The organism is Teichococcus globiformis, from assembly GCF_042646265.1.
GTDB classification, from domain to species: Bacteria; Pseudomonadota; Alphaproteobacteria; order Acetobacterales; family Acetobacteraceae; genus Pseudoroseomonas; species Pseudoroseomonas globiformis.
On the sequence record NZ_JBHRTN010000009.1, the window covers coordinates 160,729 to 181,229 of the forward strand.

The following is a 20,501-nucleotide window of genomic DNA, read 5'->3' on the forward strand; positions in this document are numbered from 1 at the left end:
CTTGGACGCCACGCCACCGGGTGCAGGGTCCGTCGCCTCAAATACGTCTCCCGGATGTTCGCCTGCTGAGATGAGTCGGTCGCCAAATTTGCTGGGCGCCAACCAATTCGCTGCTATCGTGAGTTCCTGGTGACGAGCACCATCCGATCAGCACCCGGGGCTCGACCGGCCGTGAAGGAGGAGCGGGTATGCCACTGCGCCGGAGACACGTCCTGCTTACGCTGATGGCGAGTCTAGCAGCTCCCCGGCTTGTTCACGCCGCTTGGCCGGAGCGACCCATCCAGATCATTTGTCCCGGTCCCGCCGGCGGGGGCATGGATGCTTATGCACGTGCTATCATTCCCTTCGTCGCGCCTCGCCTAGGCAACGCCAGCATGGTGGTGATCAATCGTCCCAATGCCTCTGGCCAGCTGGCCTTCGAGAGCGTTGCCGCGGCGGAACCCGATGGCTACACCATCGGCGTGGCGCAGACGCCGAACCTAATCACTCTGCCGATCGAGCGGCAGGTCCGGTATCGCGTGCAGGACCTGACCTATCTGGCCAACGTGGTGGAGGATCCCGGCGGCATCTTTGTGCGCGCCGACTCCCCGTTGCAGAGCATGAAGGATCTGGTGGAGGCTGCCCGCGAACGGCCGGAACGCATTTCGATCGGGAGCGCCGGCATTGGCACGGACGACCACCTCCTTATCCTTGCCCTGCAGGAAGCCACCAGGGCCCGCTTCTCCCACGTGCCCTATGCTGGCACACCGCCGATCATCCAGGGCGTTCTGGCGCAGGACATCGCCGCCGGGTCACTGAACGTGAGCGAGGGCATCGCGCTGGTTCGGCAGGGCTCGTTACGGCTGCTTGGTCAGGGCGGGCCAGCGCGGTGGCAGGAAGCTGCTGAGGTGCCGACCTTCCGCGAGCAAGGGATAGACATGGTGGCGGGCTCGGTTCGCGGGGTGATCGGACCGCCTGGCATGCAGTCCGCGCTGCGCGACCGCTTCCGGACCGCCTTCGCGGAGGCGCTTTCCGATCCCGCATGGATCCGGGAAGCTGCGCGCCTTTCTCTGCCTTTGCGGGTGATGACCGGCGAGGAGCAGCGCAGTTTGTACCTGGAGGACGACGCCAGGCTGCGAGCATTATGGCAACGGCAGCCATGGCGGGAATAGCCGCTGGCTCCTCGATCCTGTTTCCAACCGGAGTGAACCGGATATGACTGCACCTGAGCGCATGCGTGCCTTGCTCACTGAACCCGGCTTCATTGTCATGCCCGCTGTGTGGGACGGGCTCAGCGCCCGTTTAACGGCTCAGGCAGGCTTCAAGACCGCATTTCTATCCGGCTCCTGCGTGGCCGCTGCGCGTCTGGGCGGGCCGGACCTCGATCTCGTGTCGTTTGCGGAGATGTACGACTCCTTCAACATGGTGCGCGGCGCCGCGCCTGAGCTTCTGGTGTTGGCGGATGCCGATCACGGCTATGGTAATGCGATGAACGTGCAGCGCACGGTTCGGGCCTATGGACGTGCAGGCGCAGCAGCCATCCTGATCGAGGATAAGATCACGCCACGCCCGCTCAGCGGTGGTGGGAAGCCGTGCCTGCCCCGCGATGAAGCGCGCATGAAGGTCCGCGCCGCCGTGGAGGCCGCAAAGGATTCCGGTATCCTGGTGATGGCCCGGACCGATTGCCGGCCTACGCAGGGTTTTGACGAAGCCTTGGCACGCATTGAGGCCTTCGTAGAGGAAGGTGCTGACATCCTGTTTTTTGATTCACCGGCCGACGAAGAGGAGGTGCGGCGCTCTGTCGCCGCAGCGGCCGGCCGGCCGACTTTCGCGGTTCTATCGCCTGGCGCTCCCCGCGAAACACCGTCTCAGCAACGGGCGGCGGAACTCGGACTGAAGATCGGTGCCTATCCGACCGGGCTGCTGTCTCCGGTAGCGGCGGGGATCAAGGCGGGTCTTGCCGCCTTGGTGGCAGGAGAAGCTCAAGCGCAAGCGGCACTGCCGCCGTCTGAACTCACCACTTTATTGGGCTACGCTGACTACGATCAGCAGGCGGCACGGTTCCGGCTGTAAGAACTGCTTTTCCTGTGGCCGTGGAGACAGCTCCTTGCTTAGAGCTTCCGGGCCACCGCCCCGGTGAAGACGTTGTTAACGACGCCAGCCGTCGGCCCCTAGGGTAGGGCCGACGGCTCCTGCTCCGACTGGATGGTTCAAGCGCTGATGGTCTTGAGGTGGTCGGATTGTTGAAGCGGTAAGAAGCTCAGGATGTCACCTGCTTGCTTCGTGTCTAGCTTGGCTCGCAGGCAGGCGAGGTTCTTACATGTATCTCGTCACGACTGAGGCCGCTGAGCTGCTTTTTCGGGGCTAGACGCTCCAGCGGGTGGGCCGGTGTTGTTCGTCCGACAGCCTGGATTTGACATCTGCAAGTCGGCGGGCCTGCTCCATGGCGTGCAAGGCATGGCGCATCAAAGCGGCCGCACTGTTGGTGCTGTGGCTTACCGATAGGGATTGAGCGGTGCTGCACAGGCGGCCGAATTCGCCCGTTACTTCGGCGAGGTTGTCGAGGTTCAGCACGGCCTCCTGCTTGAGCATGCCATGATAACGGCGCTTATGCAAAAATCGTCTTGCGCGACCTGACCAATCGCATGTGCCGTACACGGATCAGTGCATCAGGGTTCTGCTCCAGATTGTGGGGCAAACTGATCAGGTGAGCCGCAGCTTGGCCAAGCTGAGCGCCTCCGCAACCAGACCCCGCACAAACAATTCTGGCTTTCCGGCTTAAGGCAGCCCCTGATCTTTCTGAGGGACGTTTCCAGCAACATGGTCCGTGCCATAAGGAACCAAATAACAAAAACCGATAAGTAGAAACAATATATTACTATCTTCACCCTGCCGCGCATGCGTCACCTGCAGAGAGCGAGGCCTGCAGCGTAGTAACGGAAGGGTGATTTCCAATAAGTTGGGCTTGCGCCAGAATACTACCTGGGATTGTAGTGGAGGAAAGAATGCTCCTGACCCAGTGTGCGTCGCTGTCGCCTAAGGATCTAAGCCCGGAAAGCATCGCCGAATGGCTTGCACAGGCTGAACAGATCATGGAGCAGTTTTCGCCCCAAAAATCGGCTCCTGTGCCGGATCCAGCTGCTGCCAAGAAAGGTTGAGCGACTCAGCGCCCTGGTCGATGGGTTCCGCTGGCTATGTTCTTCACCGGCTTGGAAGCTGGCGGCAATCCCGATCCGCCCGATCCTCCTTGCGTCGGCTATAGCGCGACCTTCGTCCATCAAGAAACCGGAGCACGATGAGTGCGCAAGAGCATGATCGTAGGCCCTGAGCCTCGCTGGGGCGCTTACCCCCAGACATAGTCGTGAGCAGCGAGGCTGGTGACGTTGTCGATGGTGAGGCGGGTAACACTGCCATCAGCCGCATGGACCGACCATTCGTCGCCTTGGTGACTGAGGTTGGCGCCATGGCCAAAGCCCTTCAGGAGCAGCGTGTCCCCGCCGGCCCGACCGGCGCCTTCAAAGTCAGTGATGGTGTCATGGCCGAGGCCCTTCGTAATCACGAAGGTGTCGCTGCCGCCTCCACCGGTCAGCACATCGTTCCCGCCGCGTCCGTCCAAGACATTGGGTGCACCGTTGCCCGTGATCCTGTTGGCAAGCGCGTTTCCGAAAGCCGTGGTCCAGGAACCACCGGTGATCGTGAGGTTCTCGACTTGATCAGGCAGGGTGTAGCTGGACAGCCAGGTTTGCACCGTGTCGATCCCTTGGCCCGCGTACTCGATCACCTTGTCGGTTGCCGAGTAGATCACATAGGTATCGTCGCCGACGCCGCCCTTCAGGGTGTCACCGCCACCATTGCCCTTGAACCCGTCATGGCCGCCGCCTCCGGTCAACGTTTCAGACTTGATTGTGCCGTACAACCACTTCGCCGGTGCGGCCCCGTTGGGCAGCATGGTCGGTTCCTCGGCGACAGGGGGGCGCGCCGGCGCTGCGACGATGGGAGCTTTGATATTGACCAGGGCAAAGTCGTCGGACGCAAGGCTGCCTACCTTGACGCCGCGCAGGGTCAGGCTCTGCCCATCCCCGAGGTTGATGACCGTGTCCGCACCCGATTGCCGCGCGGCCGCCTTGATCGCGGCGAAGTCCTTGAAAGCCAGGCCATCAAGCTTGATGACATCGGTCAGGCCAGAGCCGGCCCTGAAATCGGTGATAATGTCGCTGCCTTCACCCTTGGTGATAACAAAGGTGTCGTTGCCGCCCCCACCAGTCAGGATGTCGTTGCCGCCCTTCCCGTTCAGCAGGTTGGGGCTGTCATTCCCGATGATGATGTTGGCCAACCCGTTCCCAGTCCCATTTGACCAGCCGGCCCCGGTCAACGTCAGGTTCTCGACATGCTCGGGCAGGGTGTAATTGCCGATCCAGGTCAGCACAGTGTCAACGCCCTGGCCAGCGGCTTCGATGACCTTGTCGCCGACGGCGGACACCACGTAAGTGTCGTCGCCCTTGCCACCTCGCATGGTGTCTCCGCCGCCGCTGGATTGGTGCCAGTCATTGCTGCTGCTGCCAATCCACGCCTTGCCACCCCAAGACTGAAATTCCCAGGCGCCGCTTGGCTGGGCTACCAGACCATTGTCGGTCGGAAGGGAGGGCTCCGGCACCACAGGAGGCTTGGCACCGCCTCCATCGGGTAGTTCAACGGTGCTGGGGCCGGCGAAGAACTTCTTGTAGGCGGCGCCGGTGGTGGGATCGCTGTTATCGGACAATTTGCCCGGATAGTCAGAATTCGAGTCCCAGTAAGATTGCAGAACCACATCGTGGCTGTCGAACCAGGCCTTCGCGAGCTTCACGAACTCTGCCGAGTAATCGCCTTGAACACCCCATTCGGAATAGGAGGTGGGCTTGCCGTGCTGCTTGGCGAAATTTTCCAGCCATTGCAGGCCGTAGACATCGTCCCGGATGTAGGCAAAGCCCTTGGTGGCATCGTAGCCGTGAAATTCAGGCTTGTAGTAAAAGTCCATGCCGATGATGTCGACCACGTCGTCACCGGGATAGATCTTCGCCGGATCGAGGCCGCCGCTGGTTTGTGATACGTTCCACTCGAAGATGAAGCGGTCAGACACTTCGCGGAAGGTTTCGACAAACTCGCGGAAGGCGCCCTTGAAGGCTTCTTCCTTACCGATGGCGTTCCAGAAGAACCAGGTGCCATTCGCCTCCCAGCCGGTCCGGATGTAGATCTTGTCCGTGCCCGGCGTTCCATTGAGGATCGTCAGGGCAACTTGCTCGTAATACTTGTTGTAGTCACCCTTGGCGGCGTTCCACAGATTACCGTCCTTGGAAATGATGGGCACCGACCAGTGGAGGTCACGCCCCAGATCTTTCCACAGGCTGTTCACGCTCCACTTGGCGCTGTTCAGATAATCGGTCCAGTTTTGGAAGCCGACCACCGCATGAACGAAATCCACTTCGCGGCCGAGCCACTTCTCGAAGCTGTAGACGTGGCTCTTGCTGTTATCGATGTAGACGCCGAGAGCGGTCATGGGGCTCACTTTCGCGATCGAGGACCCGCCGGGGCCGATCACTCAAAAGTGAGTGATAAAGTTTAAGATTGAGTTAAGTCCGGGAAGGTCCTTTCGCAGCCATCTGCAGGGCAGGCATGAGCTTAAAGTTAACAATTTCCGTTGGGGGGATGTTCATCGAGCCGTGTGAGGACCTTCAGCAAGCTCCAACCGTATCCGTGAATGATGCTGCTTCAGCCATGAAGCCGGACCGACGTCAGGGCTTAACCGTGCCGTGCGGCCAGTACCGTAGGGTCTTTGGAAGGGCGTGATACCGAGCCTCAAGGCGGCCGAACCTAATGCCTCTTAATGAACAACGGCCACTAGCTATCTTGACGGGATCTGAAGCCACGCAGTGCCAGGGCAGGCACCAGCTCTGTGGCATACGTGTCACCTCGGCGAAGAGGGTGATCTGCACAATCGCTTAATGGCCATGCCAGGGCTGCTGATCTCCGACACGGAGATGCAGGTCATGGCCCAGGGAGGAGCGGCAGGATTGATGGGAAGCACTGTCGAATAGTGACCAGCCATCCGGCGAGGCCATGTTGAGACGCCCGATCATCTCTGGCACCAAGATGAATCGGTGTTCGGGGATTCCTGAGTCGCAGAAGAGTGCTGAACGCCGCCAATCTCATGATGATCCACAGCCTGTACGGAATGCCGATCGGCATCGCGAGCTCCAGAAAATGGCACAGTTGCCGCACCGGTGGTTCATGGCCTGACTGCTGGTTCGTGGCGCGTGCATCCGGCAATCGGCACGGAGTGCGTTGCTCTGCTTTCTGCGGACTTCATCCTCTTGCAGCATTGGTGTGCACTGGCAACGGAGGACGAGACGCTCCTTGAAGTCGCTTGAGACGCAGGCTTCACAATCCGCGAAACCGTTCCTCTGACGAGCGGCGGCAACGACAGGAAGGCCCGGTCGTTCATAAGCCAGTGGCGCTTGCGCAGTCCTACGCTGCATCGCATGTTTGTTCCCGGTCAGCGAAGCCACGGGTCAGCACGCCATTCCGCGACAGAGGAAGCGAAACATGGGCCTGTTTTCCAAACCGATCAAAACGCTGGACGATCTGTTCGTTCACACGCTGCAGGATATCTACTATGCCGAGCAGCAGATCACGAAGAATCTGCCTACCATGATCGAGAAGGCGTCCGATCCTCAACTCAAGAGTGCTTTCGAGCAGCATCTGGCCGAGACAAAGAACCAGGTACAACGGCTAGAGAAGGTGTTCAAAATGCATGGCCAGCCGGTGAAGGGTGTCACCTGCGCCGCCATGGATGGTATCCTGGCCGAGGCCAAGGAAGTCATCGGTGATTGCGACGACCCGCAGGTGCTCGACGCCGCCATGCTGGCATCCGCTCAGGCCGTTGAGCATTACGAGATGACGCGCTACGGAACCCTTGTGGCGCTGGCCAGGCAGCTTGGCCGCCAGGACTGCGCAAGTGTCCTGCAGGAGACCCTGGAGGAAGAGAAAGCCACAGATGCGAAGCTAACCGGCATCGCAGAGAGTCACGTCAACAAGCAGGCAGCCTGAGCCTGTGCGAAGGGGGAGCGATACGCCTCCCCTTCTTCCGCATACGCGCTCTGCAACTGGCTCACGGAACAGACTAGGGACCGCTCAACAGGGCGCGTGAGCGGCGCACATCTTCCGGGAGTGCCAGCGATGATTCTCGTCCAGCAATGGTGTCCCGCGTGATCCCGGCACCCGTTCCTCCCGGCGGGTTTTCAGCGTCTTGTCAGCCAGTCTGGTCCTGTGCGATCTCAGAAGGCCAAGATCACTGCTGACCCTTGATCCGACGTGTAGCGGTCTCTTGGCAATGAAGTTGCCGGGCGAAGGCGGCAGCCGCCGCAGGCGGCGCCGTCCGGCGCGCGCAGGCAGGCCTAGCCCGCTTCGAACCAACCCATGGCCTTGGCGTAGAGGCACATGCACAAGCCGCTCTCTTTCAATTCAGCTTCCACTCCTACCCGCGTTATGAAGGCAAGGCCAAGGCCGCGCAGTGCTATGACCTTCATCAGCTCCATGGACCCGGCTTCATGCCGTAGACCGCCTCCAACGCCCGGTAGCTCGTCGATTTGAAGGCGGTTCGCGAAGTTGGCACGTGGCGGAATCAGCGGCGAGCCAGCGCAGTCCGCCACCATGATCGTAGCGTGTCTTGCCAGATCATGATCCAGAAGCATCACTGCCCCGAGGTGCAGCGTCCATACAGGCCAGCCGCTGCAATCCCTGCCTCCGCCGCACCTCGAGGGCGAGGCCAAGATGGGCGTCGCCGGCCAGAAGCGCCTCCGGAATGACGGCGCTGTTCTGGATCGTGGTGCTTATCGTCACGCGCTTACGATGCGTTTTGTGTTCGTTCCGTGTCCCGCAACACTGTGTCGGCATGCTCCGCCAGAACCCCGCCTGCCGCTGTCAGCCTCAACCCCGCGGGCAGACGCTCGAACAAGTTCGCGCTGAGCTCCGCCTCCAACGTCAGGACTTGCCGGTTCACGGCGGAGGAGGCGACGCTAAGCCGTCGTGCGGCTTCCCGGATTGAACCGGCACGAAGAACGGCGTCGAAGTACGGAACAGCCGGGGCATGGATGTGGAACCTGATAGGCGTTGCCATTTCGACATCATCCTGCACAAAGATCTCTTCTCTCGCGAGTGGCTTCGCCTAAGCTCTGATGCCGAATGGATTGCGGAGACAGCTTTGCGGCTGGTCGGTTGGCCAACGCTGTCGAGCAAGGAAAGAGCCGAAGCGGATCTCGGATGAACAAGAGCTGTGCCGTGAACAAGACCCTCGATCCAGGGCCGCATTGCGGCCTGGCGGAGCGCCTTTTCCATCGCTTGCGCGACGACGGCTTTGACGGTACCGGCATTAGCCGGGAAAGCTATGGCCCTGGTGAGTCTCGGGCGCTGGACATCGTTGAAGCGGAGGCCCGTGCACTCGGTCTGGACACGGCGCGGGATGCGGGGGCGAACCTCGTAGTCACCTTCCCGGGCAACGACCCGTCCCTTCCGGTCGCTGCCTGCGGCTCGCATCTCGACTCGGTTCCTCAGGGCGGCAACTATGACGGCGCTGCAGGGGTTGTCGCCGGCCTGATGGCGCTGGCGCGGTTCCGATCGGAAGGCTTTCGGCCCACCCGCACGATCCGCCTCCTGGCCCTCCGTGGCGAGGAAAGCGCTTGGTTCGGTCGCGCTTACATGGGCTCGGCGGCCCTCTTCGGCGGTCTCTCGCCGGACGATCTGGCTATGCCGCACGTCATCACAGGGCGTCCGTTGCTGGCACACATGCAGGATGCCGGCGTCGCGACCGAACGCGTGGCGCGGGGAGAGCCGCTGCTGGATCCGGCGACCCTCGCCTGTTGGTTGGAGCTTCACATTGAGCAAGGGCCGGTTCTTGTTGCGCGCAACCTACCGGTGGCCGTTGTCACCGGCATCCGGGGCAACATTCGCCACCGTGCGGTGGAGTGCGTAGGGGAGGCGGGACATTCCGGCGCCGTTCCTCGTTGGCTGCGCCGCGACAGCGTCTTCGCGACTGCCGAGCTTATCACGCGGCTGGACCGCCACTGGCGCACTCTGCTGGAGCGCGGTCGGGACCTGGTGGTGACAAGCGGCATGGTTGGCACGGACCCGGCCGAGCATGCCCTGGCCCGCATTCCCGGCCGCCTGCGCTTTTCCGTGGAGGCACGAAGCCAGAGCCCGGAGGTGCTGGAAGCGTTCTACGATCTCCTTCTTTCCGAATGTGCGGGCATCGAGGAGGAGCGCGGCGTACGGTTCCGCTTTGATCGCCGCCTGGACACGGCGCCGGCGCGTATGGATGAAGGCTTGATCGGGCGGCTGCGTGCCGGCCTGCGGGCCATGGGTCAACCGGACGAGCCGGTACCCAGCGGCGCAGGGCATGACGCGGCTGTTTTCGCCGGCGCGGGAGTGCCGAGCGCGATGATTTTTGTGCGGAACCAGCATGGCTCCCATAATCCCCGCGAGGCGATGGAGATGGACGACTTCATGGTTGGCGCCGACCTGCTGGCCCGTACCCTGCGGGAGATCGCGGCATGAACAGCCCCTTGAGCGGTGACGCCATGGCCCGCCTGTTGCTGGAGGGGGGTGCGGTTCAGCTGGCTGGCGACCAGCCCTTTGTTCTTGCCGCCGGCTGGGCCAGCCCGGCTTATGTGGATGTTCGCCTGCTGATTGGCGAGCCGAGTCTGCGCCGGGCCGTCGTCGCCCTGGCTGCCGATGCCATCCGCACACGCCTGCCCCAGCCACCCGAGGCTCTGGCCGGTGCGGATACCGGTGGGATTCCATGGGCCGCTTGGCTGGCCGAGGAACTGGATCTGCCGCTGCGCTATGTGCGCAAGCGCCCTCTAGGGATTGGCCGCAACGCTCAGGTCGAAGGCGGTTCGGTCGAAGGAAGGCGCGTGCTGCTGATCGACGACCTGATGACCGATGGCAGCAGCAAGGCCGCCTTTGCCAGGGGCCTGCGTTCTGCAGGGGCGAGCCTCACCCATACCCTCTGCCTCTTCCATCACGGCACCTTTCCCGGTGGTGCGGAGCGGATGAGGGAGCTGGAACTGGAGCTGGTCGCGCTGGCGAGCTGGCGAGACGTGCTGGCGCTGCAACACCCCGCATTGTCGGCGGACAGCCGGGCAGTGTTGGAGGGCTTTTTGGCAGACCCGGTGAGCTGGTCGGCAGCGCATGGAGGAAGAGTCGGGCTGGCGCCGCTGGCGATCTGACAGCTTGGCGGGAGGCTGGCCTCCTTGTCAGAGAAGAAGGTGTTTCTGAGACTGGAGGCTGGAAGTACGAGGCGACAAGCAGGGAGGAGGGCTCCTCCGGATAGCGATGGTGCCGGCTTGACCAGATGTCGCGGGTACCGGGCCGAAGATCGCCCGGAGCGTACGAGAGGTCGAGGCACAAACCCTTGGCGGCTGCTGCGGGCGCCCTTGTCTCGACCAGCGGCATGGGGGAGGGCAGGACCGGATGAGCTTTGGTGCCGTACTGTCTACGGCTGGACCCTCTTCATCCCGCTTCACATACCTCGCAAGGGTCCGTGTGGGGCCGCAACTTTGCCAAGGTGACCGGCAAGCCCTGCGGCGACGGTAGCCAAGATCCTTCAGTTCGCGCGGCGGCCCTGACTGGCCATGAAGCTGGCGACCACTCGCTTCGGCGCCAGAGCTTGCCAGCGGCGCACCAGGAACGGCCTGAGTTGCTCAGCTTCCAGCGGTGCCAGTCGGGCCAGAACAGCCTGATACCCTTGGTAGTGGGGCGTCGTGTGAAAGATCGCAGGATCCATCCCGATCAGCATCTCGCGCTCTTCCTGGACAACGCCAAGGAGAACAAGGCTGTCATCCTCGGCACGCAGTCGTGTCACCAGCCTGCCTCTGACTTTCAAGGCGGGCGTGCCATACGAGGTCGAAGCCTCCATGCCGGGCAGCCTCAAGCCGATAGCAAGCACATCATCCCACTTCATATCCGATCTATCGCCGATCAACGCCGAGAGCGATAGATCGCTCGGATCGGCGGCTTCCGACCAGGTCGCCAACGAGTTTGCGCCAGCCTACACACCATGGGACGTATCGCCGTCGCATCCGTCCGGAAGCTTGGGGATGGGTGCCGGAAAGGAGGACAGGCCATTGTCATCGCGTCAGATCCATGCGGGATCAGTGGCTGAAGACCTGGATCCAGAACACGGACACCCTGCAGGGGCAACGCGACTCTTGGCGCTTGTGTCGCTGGCTCATCTCGTCAGCCATGTCTACATTCTGGCGCTCCCGCCGCTCTTCCCCTTCCTTCGCGACAAGCTGCAGGTTGGGTTCGTTGAGCTTGGCTTGGCCTTGACGATCTTCAACGTCGTCTCGGCAGTGGCGCAGGCACCCATCGGCTTCCTGGTGGATCGGCTCGGGCCGCAGCGTGTGCTTGCCGCGGGGCTGGGCCTCGGCGGTCTCGCCTTCGCATCCATCGGATTGGTTGGAACCTATGCCTGGCTTCTTGTCGGCTCGGCACTCGCAGGCCTCGCCAATGCCGTCTTTCATCCGGCGGATTACGCTCTCCTCTCGGCTGGGATTCCCAAGGCAAGGTTGGGTCGGGCGTTCTCCCTGCATACCTTCGCCGGCTATCTGGGCACGGCCATCGCGCCAGCCTTGCTGATCGGCCTGGCCCTCCTGGCCGGACCCGGCTTGGCATTGGGCGCGGTAGGGCTCGCCGGGATCCTGCTGGTCGGCCTCATCCTGCCCATGCGCGTCGTCCCAACGATCCCGGACCAAGCCGGTCTCCACAGATCAACGACCGGCGGCGGAGGCATCTCGCGCCGCTCGGTCTTCACGCCTGCCATCATCTCCCTGACCGTGTTCTTCACCCTGCTCAGCTTCTCGAACGGCGCCATCCAGAACTTTTCGGTCGCCGCCCTGGTCAGCGGCTATGGGATTAGCCTCACGGAAGCCAATGCGGCACTGACAGCGTTTCTGATGCTCAGCGCCATCGGAGTTCTGGCTGGGGGCTTGCTGGCGGACCGGACTCGGCGGCATGGCGACGTTGCCGCCACTGCCTTTGCCTTGACGGCGCTGCTCACCCTGCTCGTCGCCGTTGCGGATCTTGGGGCGATAACGCTGGTTCTCGTCCTGGGTGCGGCGGGGTTCCTGTCCGGCGTTATTGCTCCATCGAGGGACATGATGGTGCAGGCAGCGTCTCCACCCGGTGGGGCGGGGCGGACCTTCGGGATCGTTTCCACCGGCTTCAACATCGGCGGAGCCTTGGGGCCGCTTCTGTTTGGCTGGATCCTGGACCATGGGGCACCGCGTTGGGTTTTTGGCGCCGCCGTAGGATTCATGATGCTCACCGTGGTGGTGGCACTCCGCGACCGGTGGAAGGCGCATCGGAAGGACTGTTCCGGAGCATCAGACAGATAAGCAATCGGCCTCCTTGGCCTCGCCCGCAATCACCGCCAGGGCACGATCCATGCGGCCAGGGTGCCGCAGCATGCGATGCTAGGCAGCACCCAAACCGCTGTCGGGAGAGGCGTTGGCGAAACTGATGCAGGAGGCGGAAGAGGAGCGCTCAAAGCCCAACAGACAGCTTTAGCCTTGCAGACTGCTTTGAACTGCAGTGGTCTTAGCCTTGGGTGGAAACCGCGCATACATCTCTGGGTTGTTACGAAGGCGTGTAGGAAGCCTGCCACGTCTGGAAGGCGCTGCCGCCCTCTTGGCATTCCACGATCCGTGGATCTGGTCCCTGCTGCGGGTCGACTGCGCGGCCAGACGCAAAGGACGCCATGCCGGCACCCGCAACGACATCCTAACAAACCCCCGGCCTAATCCGTGGCACGAGGCAGAGCCACCTCAGGCATTCGCCTCGCTTTCAAAGATCTTGCTACAGAATTTCGTCGGAGACGTTCAGCGGGGTTATGGTTCGGCAGAGACCTCATGACCGTTCTTGCCGCGGCCTAAGCACCTCTTCGTTCTGCCTGGCACTAGCGTCCTCAGCGGCAGCGTAGGCTGCGATGCTCATCCGGACATCGTTCATCCAGTGCCGTACAACGTGAACATTCGGCAATACATCTCCACCAAGCTGCACCGGATAGGCTCATACCAAGTTGCAAGAAAGCGGTTGGCCTTGCCCCCGGCGTCACCACAATCATCACTCAACACCGTGAAATTGCCTGCTGACCCTTCATTTCTGGGCCGAAAGGCAGATAGTCACGGAATCGGTCAAGCTGGCCTGGAGACGCCGGCGGCCGATGAAACGGACCAGGAGATACCTCATCATGACGGATACCAACCGGCGAGCCATGCTCGGCGCTGCGCTGGCCATGCCCTTCCTTGCCCAGCCGCTGGGTGCCCAGACGACGCGCCTCCGCTTTGCCCATCCCCACCCAGAAAGCGACAGTTGGGAGAAAGCGGCTCGCCTGTTTGCCGAACAGGTGAGGGAGCGCACCAACGGAGCGTTGACAGTCCAGATCTTTGGTAATGGCGCGTTGGGCAGCGACCAAACCATCATCGCCTCTGCTCGCAGCGGTGCACTCGACATTGCATTGACCGGAAACCCGTTCTTCACTGGCATGGCGCCCAGACTGAATGCACTCGACCTGCCATTCCTGTTTCGGGACCGGCAACATGTTACCGCCGTGCTGGATGGCAACATTGGCAAGCAACTCCGCAGCGAGCTTGAGCCTCATGGCCTGCACGTGCTCGGCTTCTGGGATATTGGCTTCCGAAACGTCACGAACTCGCGTCGTGCGGTGCATGGGGCGGCAGACCTACGGGGCCTGAAGATCCGAACCACGCCGAACCCTGCTCACATCAAGACCTTTCAGCTGTTGGGAGCGAACCCGGCTCCGTTGCCATTTACCGAACTCTTCACGGCTCTCGAGACCCGCGCGGTAGATGGGCAGGAGAACCCGACGACGCTGATCCGCAATGCTCGCTTCTGGGAGGTTCAGAAGCATCTTAGTCTGACGCGGCACGCCTACACCGCCGGCATCATGGCGATGAGCAAACGGCGGTTCGAAGCACTGACTCCGGCGCACCAGGAAGCGGTCATGGCTGTTGCTCAGGCCATAACGCCACAGCAACGCGCGATGAACGAGGCTGCCGATGCCGAGGCGCTGGCGGAGTTGAAGCAACGTGGTATGGCCGTGGTAGAGAGCCCTGACCGTGATGGCATGGCGGCCATTGTCAGCTCGCCGGTGCGTAAGGATTTTGTCGATCGCTTTGGCAGCGATTTGCCCGACGCCATCACCGATGCAGCGGCTTGAGGCTCCAACATGCGTATCATTGACCTTTCCATGCCGATTGCGCCGCATTTCCGCTGGCGTACCCAGGTGACCGTTGCCGGCGATATCGCGGCCGGCGATCAGTTCCGTGTTACGCGGCTGGACGCGACTTGCCACGGTTTCACGCATGTCGATGCTCGCGCGCATATCCTCGCAGACGCACCTACCATCGAGCAGACTTCGTTGGAGCGTGTAGTCGGACCTTGCCGCGTGTTGCGGCTGGCCGGCATCTCGCCAGAGGAGGAAATCGGGCCAGACCGTCTTTCCGCGGCGGATCCAGGTGGTGCGCCGGGTGAAATAATCCTGCTGGCTGCTGGATGGTCGGCGTTGCGCAACAGCAACACTCCGGAGTTTTGGCGCGATGCGCCTTGGCTCAACCGTGCAGCAGCTGAGTGGCTCGCAGAACGCAAACCTAGCGCTGTGGCCTTCGACTTTCCGCAGGACTATCCGATCCGCCTGTTGCTCGACAACATCCAGGTGCCGTTCGAGCAGCATGTCACCCATGACGTCCTGCTGCGTCATGACATCACACTGATCGAGTACCTAGTTAATACCGACGATCTGCGCGAGCCTCGCTGCCTGCTTTCTGCAGCACCGCTGAAGATCCCGAATGCCGATGGCGCACCCGCGCGCGTCTACGCCATTGAAGGACTGTCGGTATGAGGTCAGCAGTCGATCATGCTTTTGCCGCGATCGAGATGCTGCTGGCTCTGGCACTTGCCACGATGGTGCTGCTCGTCTTCAGCAATGTGGTGCTCCGCTACTTATTCGATAGCGGTATTGTCGTGAGTGAGGAGTTGTCGCGTCTCTTGTTCTTGTGGCTGACCTTCCTCGGTGCCGTGGTTGTGCTGCGGCGCGGCGGGCATCTAGGATTTGACACGCTGGTGCGGATGCTTCCGTATCGGGGACGTCTGGTGTGCCGTGTGGTGTCGGACGGCCTGACGCTGATCGTCTGCGGCATCTTTCTTTGGGGTGCCTGGCCCCAGGCGGTGACCAACATGGATAACGCCTCGCCGGTCTCCGGCTTGCCGCTCGGCTGGGCTTATGCCGCGGCCGTAGTCGCCGGCATTGGGTTATCGATGCTGGCGCTGACTGACGTCCTCCTCGCGCTGCGCGGGATTGAGCCGACGCCTTCTAAGGAAGACGATCTTGTGGAGCCTGGTGCATGACGTTGCTCCTGTTCTCCGCCGTGCTGCTTGGTGCCATGGCGCTCGGCATGCCAATCGCCTTCGCGCTCATCTTGTCCTCCGTCGCGCTGATGCTGCATCTCGATGCCTTTGATCCACAAGCGCTGGCGCTGCAGATGGTGAACGGCGCCGACAACTTTGCCCTGCTTGCAGTACCCTTCTTCATCCTGGCGGGCGAGGCAATGACGGCTGGCGGGCTTTCTCGCCGACTGGTCGGGCTCGGCACTTCACTGTTGGGACATGTGCGCGGCGGGCTAGGATACGTTGCCGTTGTCGCGGCGATCTTTCTGGCATCGGTCTCCGGGTCTGCGGTGGCTGATACAGCGGCACTCGCGGCCGTGCTGATCCCCATGATGCGCAGCGCGGGCTACAATGTGCCGCGCGCCTCGGGATTGATGGCGGCAGGGGGGATCATCGCGCCCGTCATTCCGCCTTCCATCGGTTACATCGTCTTCGGTGTGGCCGGGAACGTGTCAATCACTGCGCTGTTCCTGGCTGGCATTGTCCCTGGCATCCTGATGGGAATAGCTTTGGCGATAGCTTGGTGGTTCTGTGCCCGGCACGAAACGGCAGCCCTGCTACCCAGGGCATCCTGGCATGAGCGAAGCAGGGCCTTTCGTGATGCACTATTGGCACTTGCTCTGCCGCTGATCATTATCGGTGGATTACGCTTCGGATTGTTCACTCCGACCGAGGCTGCCGTTGTCGCAGCTGTCTATGCATTGTTTGTCGGGCTGGTGATCTACCGCGAATTGCATTGGCGAGATTTGCCAAATGTACTTGTCTCAGCGGTCCGCACATCGGCCGCAGTCATGTTCCTGGTCGCGGCCGCGTCCCTTTCCGGCTACATGATCACCATCGCGGACATTCCGTCCGAGGTGCAAGGATTGCTGGAGCCGTTCAGCGGCGATCCGCGCCTCATGATGCTGGCGATCATGATCCTCGTTGTTGTTGTTGGAACGGCCCTCGACTTCGTTCCAACCATTTTGATCCTGACGCCCGTGCTTATGCCGTCGGTGCGGGCGGCTGGGATTGATCCGGTCTATTTCGGCGTGTTGTTCATCATGAACAACGCCATCGGGCTTCTTACACCACCCGTTGGATCCGTTCTGAATGTAGTCTGCGCGGTGGCCCGGGTCGAGATGGGGCCTGTGATGCGCGGTGTGATGCCGTTTCTGCTTGCACAACTTGCCGTCTTGTTTCTGCTCGTGCTTGTGCCTCAGATCGTCACCGTTCCACTGGGATGGATGAGGTAGTCTTTGAAATCTTGATGGTGCTGATGATGCCAGTTTCTGGACACTGGCATCATTCCGGTACGGCCATGATCCACGGCCAGGAGCCTTTCTGACTTTCCGGTTGAGCAACCGCAATCGTGCTGAAGAGGGCTGGACCGGCGACTGCCATCAAGCGGACCCTGACGGGCAAGGGGCTGCGGCAAGCCAAGCCAGCTTGACCGAATCTAACGGCATCGCCGATCTCAGTCCTGAGCATTTACTTCATAGAACGAGCGTTTCTGGCAGGCCGGGTATAGTACTGGATTTCTTCAGGATACTGAGCAGCAATGCCAATCCCTCGCTTCTTCTCTTCATGCTGTTTGAGGCTGGGCCTGACGCATTCCTCTCTGGTCCGGCTGGACCGATCGTCTACCCCGCCGAATATCCCCTTGTAATTCTCTCGCTGAAGAGCAATCTACCATCCACATGGATGGTACAGGGATGGTGAAGAATGGTTGGCAACGTGCATGAGCTACGGCCCAAGCCCGCGAGCGAGACTGAGAAGATCACCATCAACCTCGGCTACGTCGATCTCGGGCATATCGACCTGTTGGTGCAGGATGGGTTCTATGCCAACCGCACTGACCTGATTCGCACCGCAATCCGCAACCAGATCGAGCGGCATGCGGAGGTAGCGAAGCAGTCCGTGGCACGTCGCAGCCTTGACCTTGGCCTTCGTCACTTCGGGCGTGAGGATCTCGAAGCAGCTCGTGCTTCCGGGCAGATGCTCAACATTCGAGTGCTCGGGCTGGTGAGCATCGGAGGAAACGTGACCCCTGAACTTGCCCGGTCGACGATCGCATCCATCTCGGTGCTTGGCGCCCTTCAGGCGAGCCCCGCCGTAAAAGCTGCCCTTGCCGACCGGATGGCCTGACCATCCAAGCGGTCACTACCGCTGCTATCCCTTACGTCTCGTCTTAACCTCGGCAGGACCACCGGTTTCTCGACGCGAGAAGTCGGCATGGCGATCTGTTTCTGAAAGTCGATCTTATGAAGACCGTTCCGGTCGCCGTGCCTGCCCACGTCCTGGAGGCCACGCGCCTGACGCAACAAGGCCGTCTGGCCGAAGCATTGAGACTCTTGCAGGGCCAAGCCCGGAACGAAGTCGCAGGCGCTGCCAGCAATATTCCGTACGCCGCCCCGAGCGTGCCTACTGATGGCCGAAACCTACGAACATTCGACGTGGATACCGAGACGGGCACTGTGGCGGAGGCAGTCCCCCCCTTGTCAACGGACCAGTGGCGGAAGATCGGCGCTGGGCTGCGCCCTACATTATCAGTGCCCGATCGCGGACCGTCAACGCCTCCCGTTCTGCGCAACTTGCTTAACCGGCTGAAACCGGATCTGAGCGATCTCGGACGTCGGAGCGGCGCCGGCAATCCTTCCATGCATACGGCTGTCCCTTTGCCAGACGGCGCCTCATTCACAATGAGGAGTTTCTCCTGTAGTGCCGGCACACGCGACTACAAGCTCTACATTCCGGGCTCTTACCAGGGTAAGCCTGTTCCTCTGGTCATCATGCTGCATGGTTGCACGCAGTCTCCGGACGACTTCGCCGCGGGAACCCGGATGAACACGCTGGCCGAGGAGCAGGGTTTTCTCGTGGGATACCCTGCGCAATCAGCTTCAGCCAATGTGCAGAAGTGTTGGAACTGGTTCAGCCCTGGTGATCAGGAGCGCGACCGCGGGGAGCCTGCGCTTATCGCCGGCATCACCCGCCAGATCATGCGCGATCATGCGGTCGATCCAGCGCGTGTCTATGTCGCTGGTCTGTCAGCTGGCGGTGCCGCGGCCGCCATCATGGGCGAGGTCTATCCTGACCTCTTTGCCGCAGTGGGCGTCCACTCCGGCCTCGCCTGCGGGATCGCACGAGACATGCCATCGGCCTTCGCCGCCATGCGTGGCGATGGCGTGGCGTCCGCCGGGCACAATGCTGGAACCGTGGCGGAGGCACAGCGGAGGCGGGTCGTCTCGACCATCGTCTTCCATGCGGATCGCGACAGAACGGTGCATCCGGTCAATGGTGACCAGGTCGTGGCAAGGGCTGCGGCTAGGGCGGGGAATCTTCGGATGACAGTGGAGCACGGAGAGGTCGCGGGAGGTCGCGCCTACAGCCGTACACTTCACAGTGGGCAGGATGGGGAGACGGTGCTGGAACAATGGGTGGTTCATGGTGGTGGCCATGCATGGGCCGGAGGCAGTCAAGACGGGTCATACACCGACCCGAAAGGTCCCGACGCATCCCGTGAAATGCTCCGCTTCTTTCGCGATCATCCACTCCGATCTCCCGTTGCGTAAAGCCGTCACGATTGGACGCACGTGTTCAAGGTGAGCGTCGAGGGAAATCGATACAAGGACATAATCAAAAAGCGCTATGTGATCGCCACGGATCATTCAGCAACGATCATCAAGGCACCTAACCCTAATCGCACGAGGATTAGACAAGCCCTTTGGATAGATGATGGCCGGCGCGGCGGAAGAGGTGGCTGGAGAAGGTGATTGATGCCTTGAAGGCCATCGATCCGGTCAGCGTTATGTCCCTGCAGAAAATGGAGCTACAAAGATTGTGCCGCGAGGCCTGACTTCGCGAAGGCAATACAACAACAGCGGGTGGCGGCCATTTGGCGAGGTCACCGTGCGCTCCCGGGATCGTCACCCGATCCTGGGAGGCCAAGGGCCTCATTGGTGACGCTCTCGAAGCAGGATGCCTTAGGATCCTGGAGATTCGACACAAGGTCTAGATCCGGTTGATCTATGCCGCCATGGAGGGGGCGTTCGGCGACGATGGCCAGTTGCGCTTACGCCAAGGGATTGCTCCTCTGAAGCTTTCGTGGCCAAAACTGAAAGCCCATCTTTCGCTCGTTGTCGGGCAGGAACCGCTTTGAGATCACGCCGTCCATGGGAGATTGCCGTGGTGAACGTGCGGCCTCCCCGCCCGAGGTGTGGCCCTGTGAAGGTCGACGACCCCAGCCTGCGCCAGCTTGGTTGGAGTGGGGTAAAGGGTTTCTGTACCCGTGCCACTGCTGGTGCCATGATCTGTCAGGGAAGAGCACCTTCAGCTCACGGTCAGGACCAGGTCCGACCACACAACCTTTCTGACTATGCTGAAATTTCAGGGCCGGCACACTGCGACCGCGCGGCATAGAGGTGATCGGCTCGCTGCCCTTCTGGCTTGCAGGTCCGTGTCGCCGCTGCCGGCTAGCCTGAAGGCAAGGGTGCAGTGATACGGCCAAGAGTCATGGCTCCTGACCTCCTTGGATTTCGGCGTACTAAGGTACGACATCCATGAAGCAAGTCGCCGCGATGCGACCTGTGCTCTGCAATCTTGCGGTATGGGCGGAGCCTGGTTCCCCGATCTCCCGCGTTCTAAGTCTAGAGGCTGTTATGGACCTGGGGCGAGTAGAGCGGCCTGTTTGAGCATGAGGCAGACGAAGGCGACGAGGTGGAGATCGGCAAGGGTGCTGGCGTAGCGCTCATAGTCCTTCACCAAGCGCCGAAAACGTGTTGCCCAGGCGAAGGACCGCTCAACTACCCAGCGCCTTGGCAGCAGCACGAAGCCTCGCTTTGCCTCGGACAGCTTGACCACTTCCAGTTCAATGCCGTGCGTCTTGGCGGCGTCGGCCGCCCTTGTTCCGGTGTAGCCCTGGTCGACATAGGCCAGTTCGACGTTCTGCTCGGTGGAAGCCTGCACCGCCTGGGCCAAGCGCCCGACTTCGGCGCGGTCGTCCGCACCGGCGGACGTCACGTGCAAGGCCAGAAGATGGCCCAGCG

General features: G+C 61.7%; 21 protein-coding genes. 15 read left to right on the plus strand and 6 right to left on the minus strand.

Features of this window, described 5'->3' with window-relative positions:
- Window positions 1-314 precede the first annotated feature (314 nt).
- Together ACFOD4_RS10770 and ACFOD4_RS10775 are read left to right on the plus strand one after the other, a co-directional pair.
- Window positions 315-1,151, plus strand: a complete 837-nt coding sequence (locus ACFOD4_RS10770; protein ID WP_379596317.1) for a tripartite tricarboxylate transporter substrate binding protein — start codon at window positions 315-317, stop codon at window positions 1,149-1,151.
- 61 nt (window positions 1,152-1,212) lie between these two features.
- Window positions 1,213-2,052 carry an isocitrate lyase/PEP mutase family protein gene (locus ACFOD4_RS10775; RefSeq protein WP_379596361.1) on the plus strand — a complete coding sequence of 280 codons (840 nt, stop codon included), beginning with the start codon at window positions 1,213-1,215 and terminating at the stop codon, window positions 2,050-2,052.
- A 291-nt stretch (window positions 2,053-2,343) separates the two neighbouring features.
- Here the strand turns inward: ACFOD4_RS10775 and ACFOD4_RS10780 are convergent, their stop codons facing one another.
- Complete coding sequence (locus ACFOD4_RS10780) at window positions 2,344-2,571, minus strand: hypothetical protein (protein WP_379596319.1); 228 nt, start codon at window positions 2,569-2,571, stop codon at window positions 2,344-2,346.
- A gap of 413 nt (window positions 2,572-2,984) precedes the next feature.
- On the opposite strand from ACFOD4_RS10780, the gene ACFOD4_RS10785 reads away from it, so the two are divergent.
- Window positions 2,985-3,137 carry a hypothetical protein gene (locus ACFOD4_RS10785; RefSeq protein WP_379596321.1) on the plus strand — a complete coding sequence of 51 codons (153 nt, stop codon included), beginning with the start codon at window positions 2,985-2,987 and terminating at the stop codon, window positions 3,135-3,137.
- 185 nt (window positions 3,138-3,322) lie between these two features.
- On the opposite strand, the gene ACFOD4_RS10790 is transcribed toward ACFOD4_RS10785, so the two are convergent.
- Window positions 3,323-5,512 (minus strand): glycosyl hydrolase, encoded by a 2,190-nt coding sequence (locus ACFOD4_RS10790; protein ID WP_379596323.1) that lies wholly within the window; start codon window positions 5,510-5,512, stop codon window positions 3,323-3,325.
- Between the two features lie 1,046 nt (window positions 5,513-6,558).
- Between ACFOD4_RS10790 and ACFOD4_RS10795 the strand changes: the two genes are divergently transcribed.
- A complete protein-coding gene (locus ACFOD4_RS10795) occupies window positions 6,559-7,062 on the plus strand; it encodes a YciE/YciF ferroxidase family protein (protein WP_379596325.1) in 504 nt (167 codons plus the stop codon).
- A 347-nt stretch (window positions 7,063-7,409) separates the two neighbouring features.
- On the opposite strand, the gene ACFOD4_RS10800 is transcribed toward ACFOD4_RS10795, so the two are convergent.
- Window positions 7,410-7,784, minus strand: coding sequence for a LysR substrate-binding domain-containing protein (locus ACFOD4_RS10800; protein ID WP_379596327.1), 375 nt, complete (start codon window positions 7,782-7,784; stop codon window positions 7,410-7,412).
- A 74-nt stretch (window positions 7,785-7,858) separates the two neighbouring features.
- The gene (locus ACFOD4_RS10805; protein ID WP_379596329.1) at window positions 7,859-8,131 is read right to left on the minus strand and encodes a LysR family transcriptional regulator; all 273 of its coding nucleotides are present in this window, start codon (window positions 8,129-8,131) and stop codon (window positions 7,859-7,861) included.
- Between ACFOD4_RS10805 and ACFOD4_RS10810 the strand changes: the two genes are divergently transcribed.
- The 3 genes from ACFOD4_RS10810 to ACFOD4_RS10820 are packed head-to-tail and all read left to right on the plus strand — an operon-like array spanning window position 8,102 to window position 10,238.
- Window positions 8,102-8,278 (plus strand): hypothetical protein, encoded by a 177-nt coding sequence (locus tag ACFOD4_RS10810; RefSeq protein ID WP_379596363.1) that lies wholly within the window; start codon window positions 8,102-8,104, stop codon window positions 8,276-8,278. The genes ACFOD4_RS10805 and ACFOD4_RS10810 overlap by 30 nt on opposite strands.
- Before the next feature lie 14 nt (window positions 8,279-8,292).
- On the plus strand, window positions 8,293-9,564 hold the full coding sequence (locus tag ACFOD4_RS10815) for a hydantoinase/carbamoylase family amidase (protein WP_379596331.1): 1,272 nt from the start codon (window positions 8,293-8,295) through the stop codon (window positions 9,562-9,564).
- Window positions 9,561-10,238 (plus strand): orotate phosphoribosyltransferase, encoded by a 678-nt coding sequence (locus ACFOD4_RS10820; RefSeq protein WP_379596333.1) that lies wholly within the window; start codon window positions 9,561-9,563, stop codon window positions 10,236-10,238. Before ACFOD4_RS10815 ends, ACFOD4_RS10820 begins: the two co-directional genes overlap by 4 nt.
- A 377-nt stretch (window positions 10,239-10,615) precedes the next feature.
- On the opposite strand, the gene ACFOD4_RS10825 is transcribed toward ACFOD4_RS10820, so the two are convergent.
- Window positions 10,616-11,044 carry an MmcQ/YjbR family DNA-binding protein gene (locus ACFOD4_RS10825; protein WP_379596335.1) on the minus strand — a complete coding sequence of 143 codons (429 nt, stop codon included), beginning with the start codon at window positions 11,042-11,044 and terminating at the stop codon, window positions 10,616-10,618.
- A 184-nt stretch (window positions 11,045-11,228) separates the two neighbouring features.
- On the opposite strand from ACFOD4_RS10825, the gene ACFOD4_RS10830 reads away from it, so the two are divergent.
- The 8 genes from ACFOD4_RS10830 (at window position 11,229) to ACFOD4_RS10865 (ending at window position 19,028) form a co-directional block, all read left to right on the plus strand.
- Window positions 11,229-12,407: an MFS transporter gene (locus tag ACFOD4_RS10830; protein WP_379596362.1), complete on the plus strand. Its 1,179-nt coding sequence runs from the start codon at window positions 11,229-11,231 to the stop codon at window positions 12,405-12,407.
- A gap of 854 nt (window positions 12,408-13,261) precedes the next feature.
- Window positions 13,262-14,251, plus strand: coding sequence for a DctP family TRAP transporter solute-binding subunit (locus ACFOD4_RS10835; RefSeq protein WP_379596337.1), 990 nt, complete (start codon window positions 13,262-13,264; stop codon window positions 14,249-14,251).
- Window positions 14,252-14,260: 9 nt separating this feature from the next.
- Window positions 14,261-14,932 (plus strand): cyclase family protein, encoded by a 672-nt coding sequence (locus tag ACFOD4_RS10840; RefSeq protein ID WP_379596339.1) that lies wholly within the window; start codon window positions 14,261-14,263, stop codon window positions 14,930-14,932.
- A 35-nt stretch (window positions 14,933-14,967) separates the two neighbouring features.
- A complete protein-coding gene (locus tag ACFOD4_RS10845; RefSeq protein WP_379596341.1) occupies window positions 14,968-15,438 on the plus strand; it encodes a TRAP transporter small permease in 471 nt (156 codons plus the stop codon).
- Window positions 15,435-16,712 (plus strand): TRAP transporter large permease, encoded by a 1,278-nt coding sequence (locus tag ACFOD4_RS10850; protein ID WP_379596343.1) that lies wholly within the window; start codon window positions 15,435-15,437, stop codon window positions 16,710-16,712. The genes ACFOD4_RS10845 and ACFOD4_RS10850 overlap by 4 nt, the downstream gene beginning before the upstream one ends.
- Before the next feature lie 100 nt (window positions 16,713-16,812).
- On the plus strand, window positions 16,813-17,178 hold the full coding sequence (locus ACFOD4_RS10855; protein WP_379596345.1) for a hypothetical protein: 366 nt from the start codon (window positions 16,813-16,815) through the stop codon (window positions 17,176-17,178).
- A 3-nt stretch (window positions 17,179-17,181) separates the two neighbouring features.
- Window positions 17,182-17,604 (plus strand): CopG family transcriptional regulator, encoded by a 423-nt coding sequence (locus ACFOD4_RS10860; protein ID WP_379596347.1) that lies wholly within the window; start codon window positions 17,182-17,184, stop codon window positions 17,602-17,604.
- A gap of 116 nt (window positions 17,605-17,720) precedes the next feature.
- On the plus strand, window positions 17,721-19,028 hold the full coding sequence (locus ACFOD4_RS10865; RefSeq protein WP_379596349.1) for an extracellular catalytic domain type 1 short-chain-length polyhydroxyalkanoate depolymerase: 1,308 nt from the start codon (window positions 17,721-17,723) through the stop codon (window positions 19,026-19,028).
- Between the two features lie 1,084 nt (window positions 19,029-20,112).
- Here ACFOD4_RS10865 and ACFOD4_RS10870 read toward each other — a convergent pair.
- A partial coding sequence (locus ACFOD4_RS10870; protein WP_379596351.1) for a transposase occupies window positions 20,113-20,501 on the minus strand: 389 nt, incomplete at its 5' end.

Excerpts from the sequence above, each read along its gene's own strand:
- ACFOD4_RS10805 (WP_379596329.1), bottom strand. The coding sequence starts at position 8,131 with ATGGCAACGCCTATCAGGTTCCACATCCATGCCCCGGCTGTTCCGTAC.
- ACFOD4_RS10835 (WP_379596337.1), top strand. The coding sequence starts at position 13,262 with ATGACGGATACCAACCGGCGAGCCATGCTCGGCGCTGCGCTGGCCATG.
- ACFOD4_RS10840 (WP_379596339.1), top strand. The coding sequence starts at position 14,261 with ATGCGTATCATTGACCTTTCCATGCCGATTGCGCCGCATTTCCGCTGG.
- ACFOD4_RS10850 (WP_379596343.1), top strand. The coding sequence starts at position 15,435 with ATGACGTTGCTCCTGTTCTCCGCCGTGCTGCTTGGTGCCATGGCGCTC.
- ACFOD4_RS10785 (WP_379596321.1), top strand. The coding sequence starts at position 2,985 with ATGCTCCTGACCCAGTGTGCGTCGCTGTCGCCTAAGGATCTAAGCCCG.
- ACFOD4_RS10775 (WP_379596361.1), top strand. The coding sequence starts at position 1,213 with ATGCGTGCCTTGCTCACTGAACCCGGCTTCATTGTCATGCCCGCTGTG.
- ACFOD4_RS10790 (WP_379596323.1), bottom strand. The coding sequence starts at position 5,512 with ATGACCGCTCTCGGCGTCTACATCGATAACAGCAAGAGCCACGTCTAC.
- ACFOD4_RS10770 (WP_379596317.1), top strand. The coding sequence starts at position 315 with ATGGATGCTTATGCACGTGCTATCATTCCCTTCGTCGCGCCTCGCCTA.
- ACFOD4_RS10860 (WP_379596347.1), top strand. The coding sequence starts at position 17,182 with ATGGTTGGCAACGTGCATGAGCTACGGCCCAAGCCCGCGAGCGAGACT.
- ACFOD4_RS10780 (WP_379596319.1), bottom strand. The coding sequence starts at position 2,571 with ATGCTCAAGCAGGAGGCCGTGCTGAACCTCGACAACCTCGCCGAAGTA.
- ACFOD4_RS10865 (WP_379596349.1), top strand. The coding sequence starts at position 17,721 with ATGAAGACCGTTCCGGTCGCCGTGCCTGCCCACGTCCTGGAGGCCACG.
- ACFOD4_RS10810 (WP_379596363.1), top strand. The coding sequence starts at position 8,102 with ATGGATGTGGAACCTGATAGGCGTTGCCATTTCGACATCATCCTGCAC.
- ACFOD4_RS10820 (WP_379596333.1), top strand. The coding sequence starts at position 9,561 with ATGAACAGCCCCTTGAGCGGTGACGCCATGGCCCGCCTGTTGCTGGAG.
- ACFOD4_RS10845 (WP_379596341.1), top strand. The coding sequence starts at position 14,968 with ATGCTGCTGGCTCTGGCACTTGCCACGATGGTGCTGCTCGTCTTCAGC.
- ACFOD4_RS10795 (WP_379596325.1), top strand. The coding sequence starts at position 6,559 with ATGGGCCTGTTTTCCAAACCGATCAAAACGCTGGACGATCTGTTCGTT.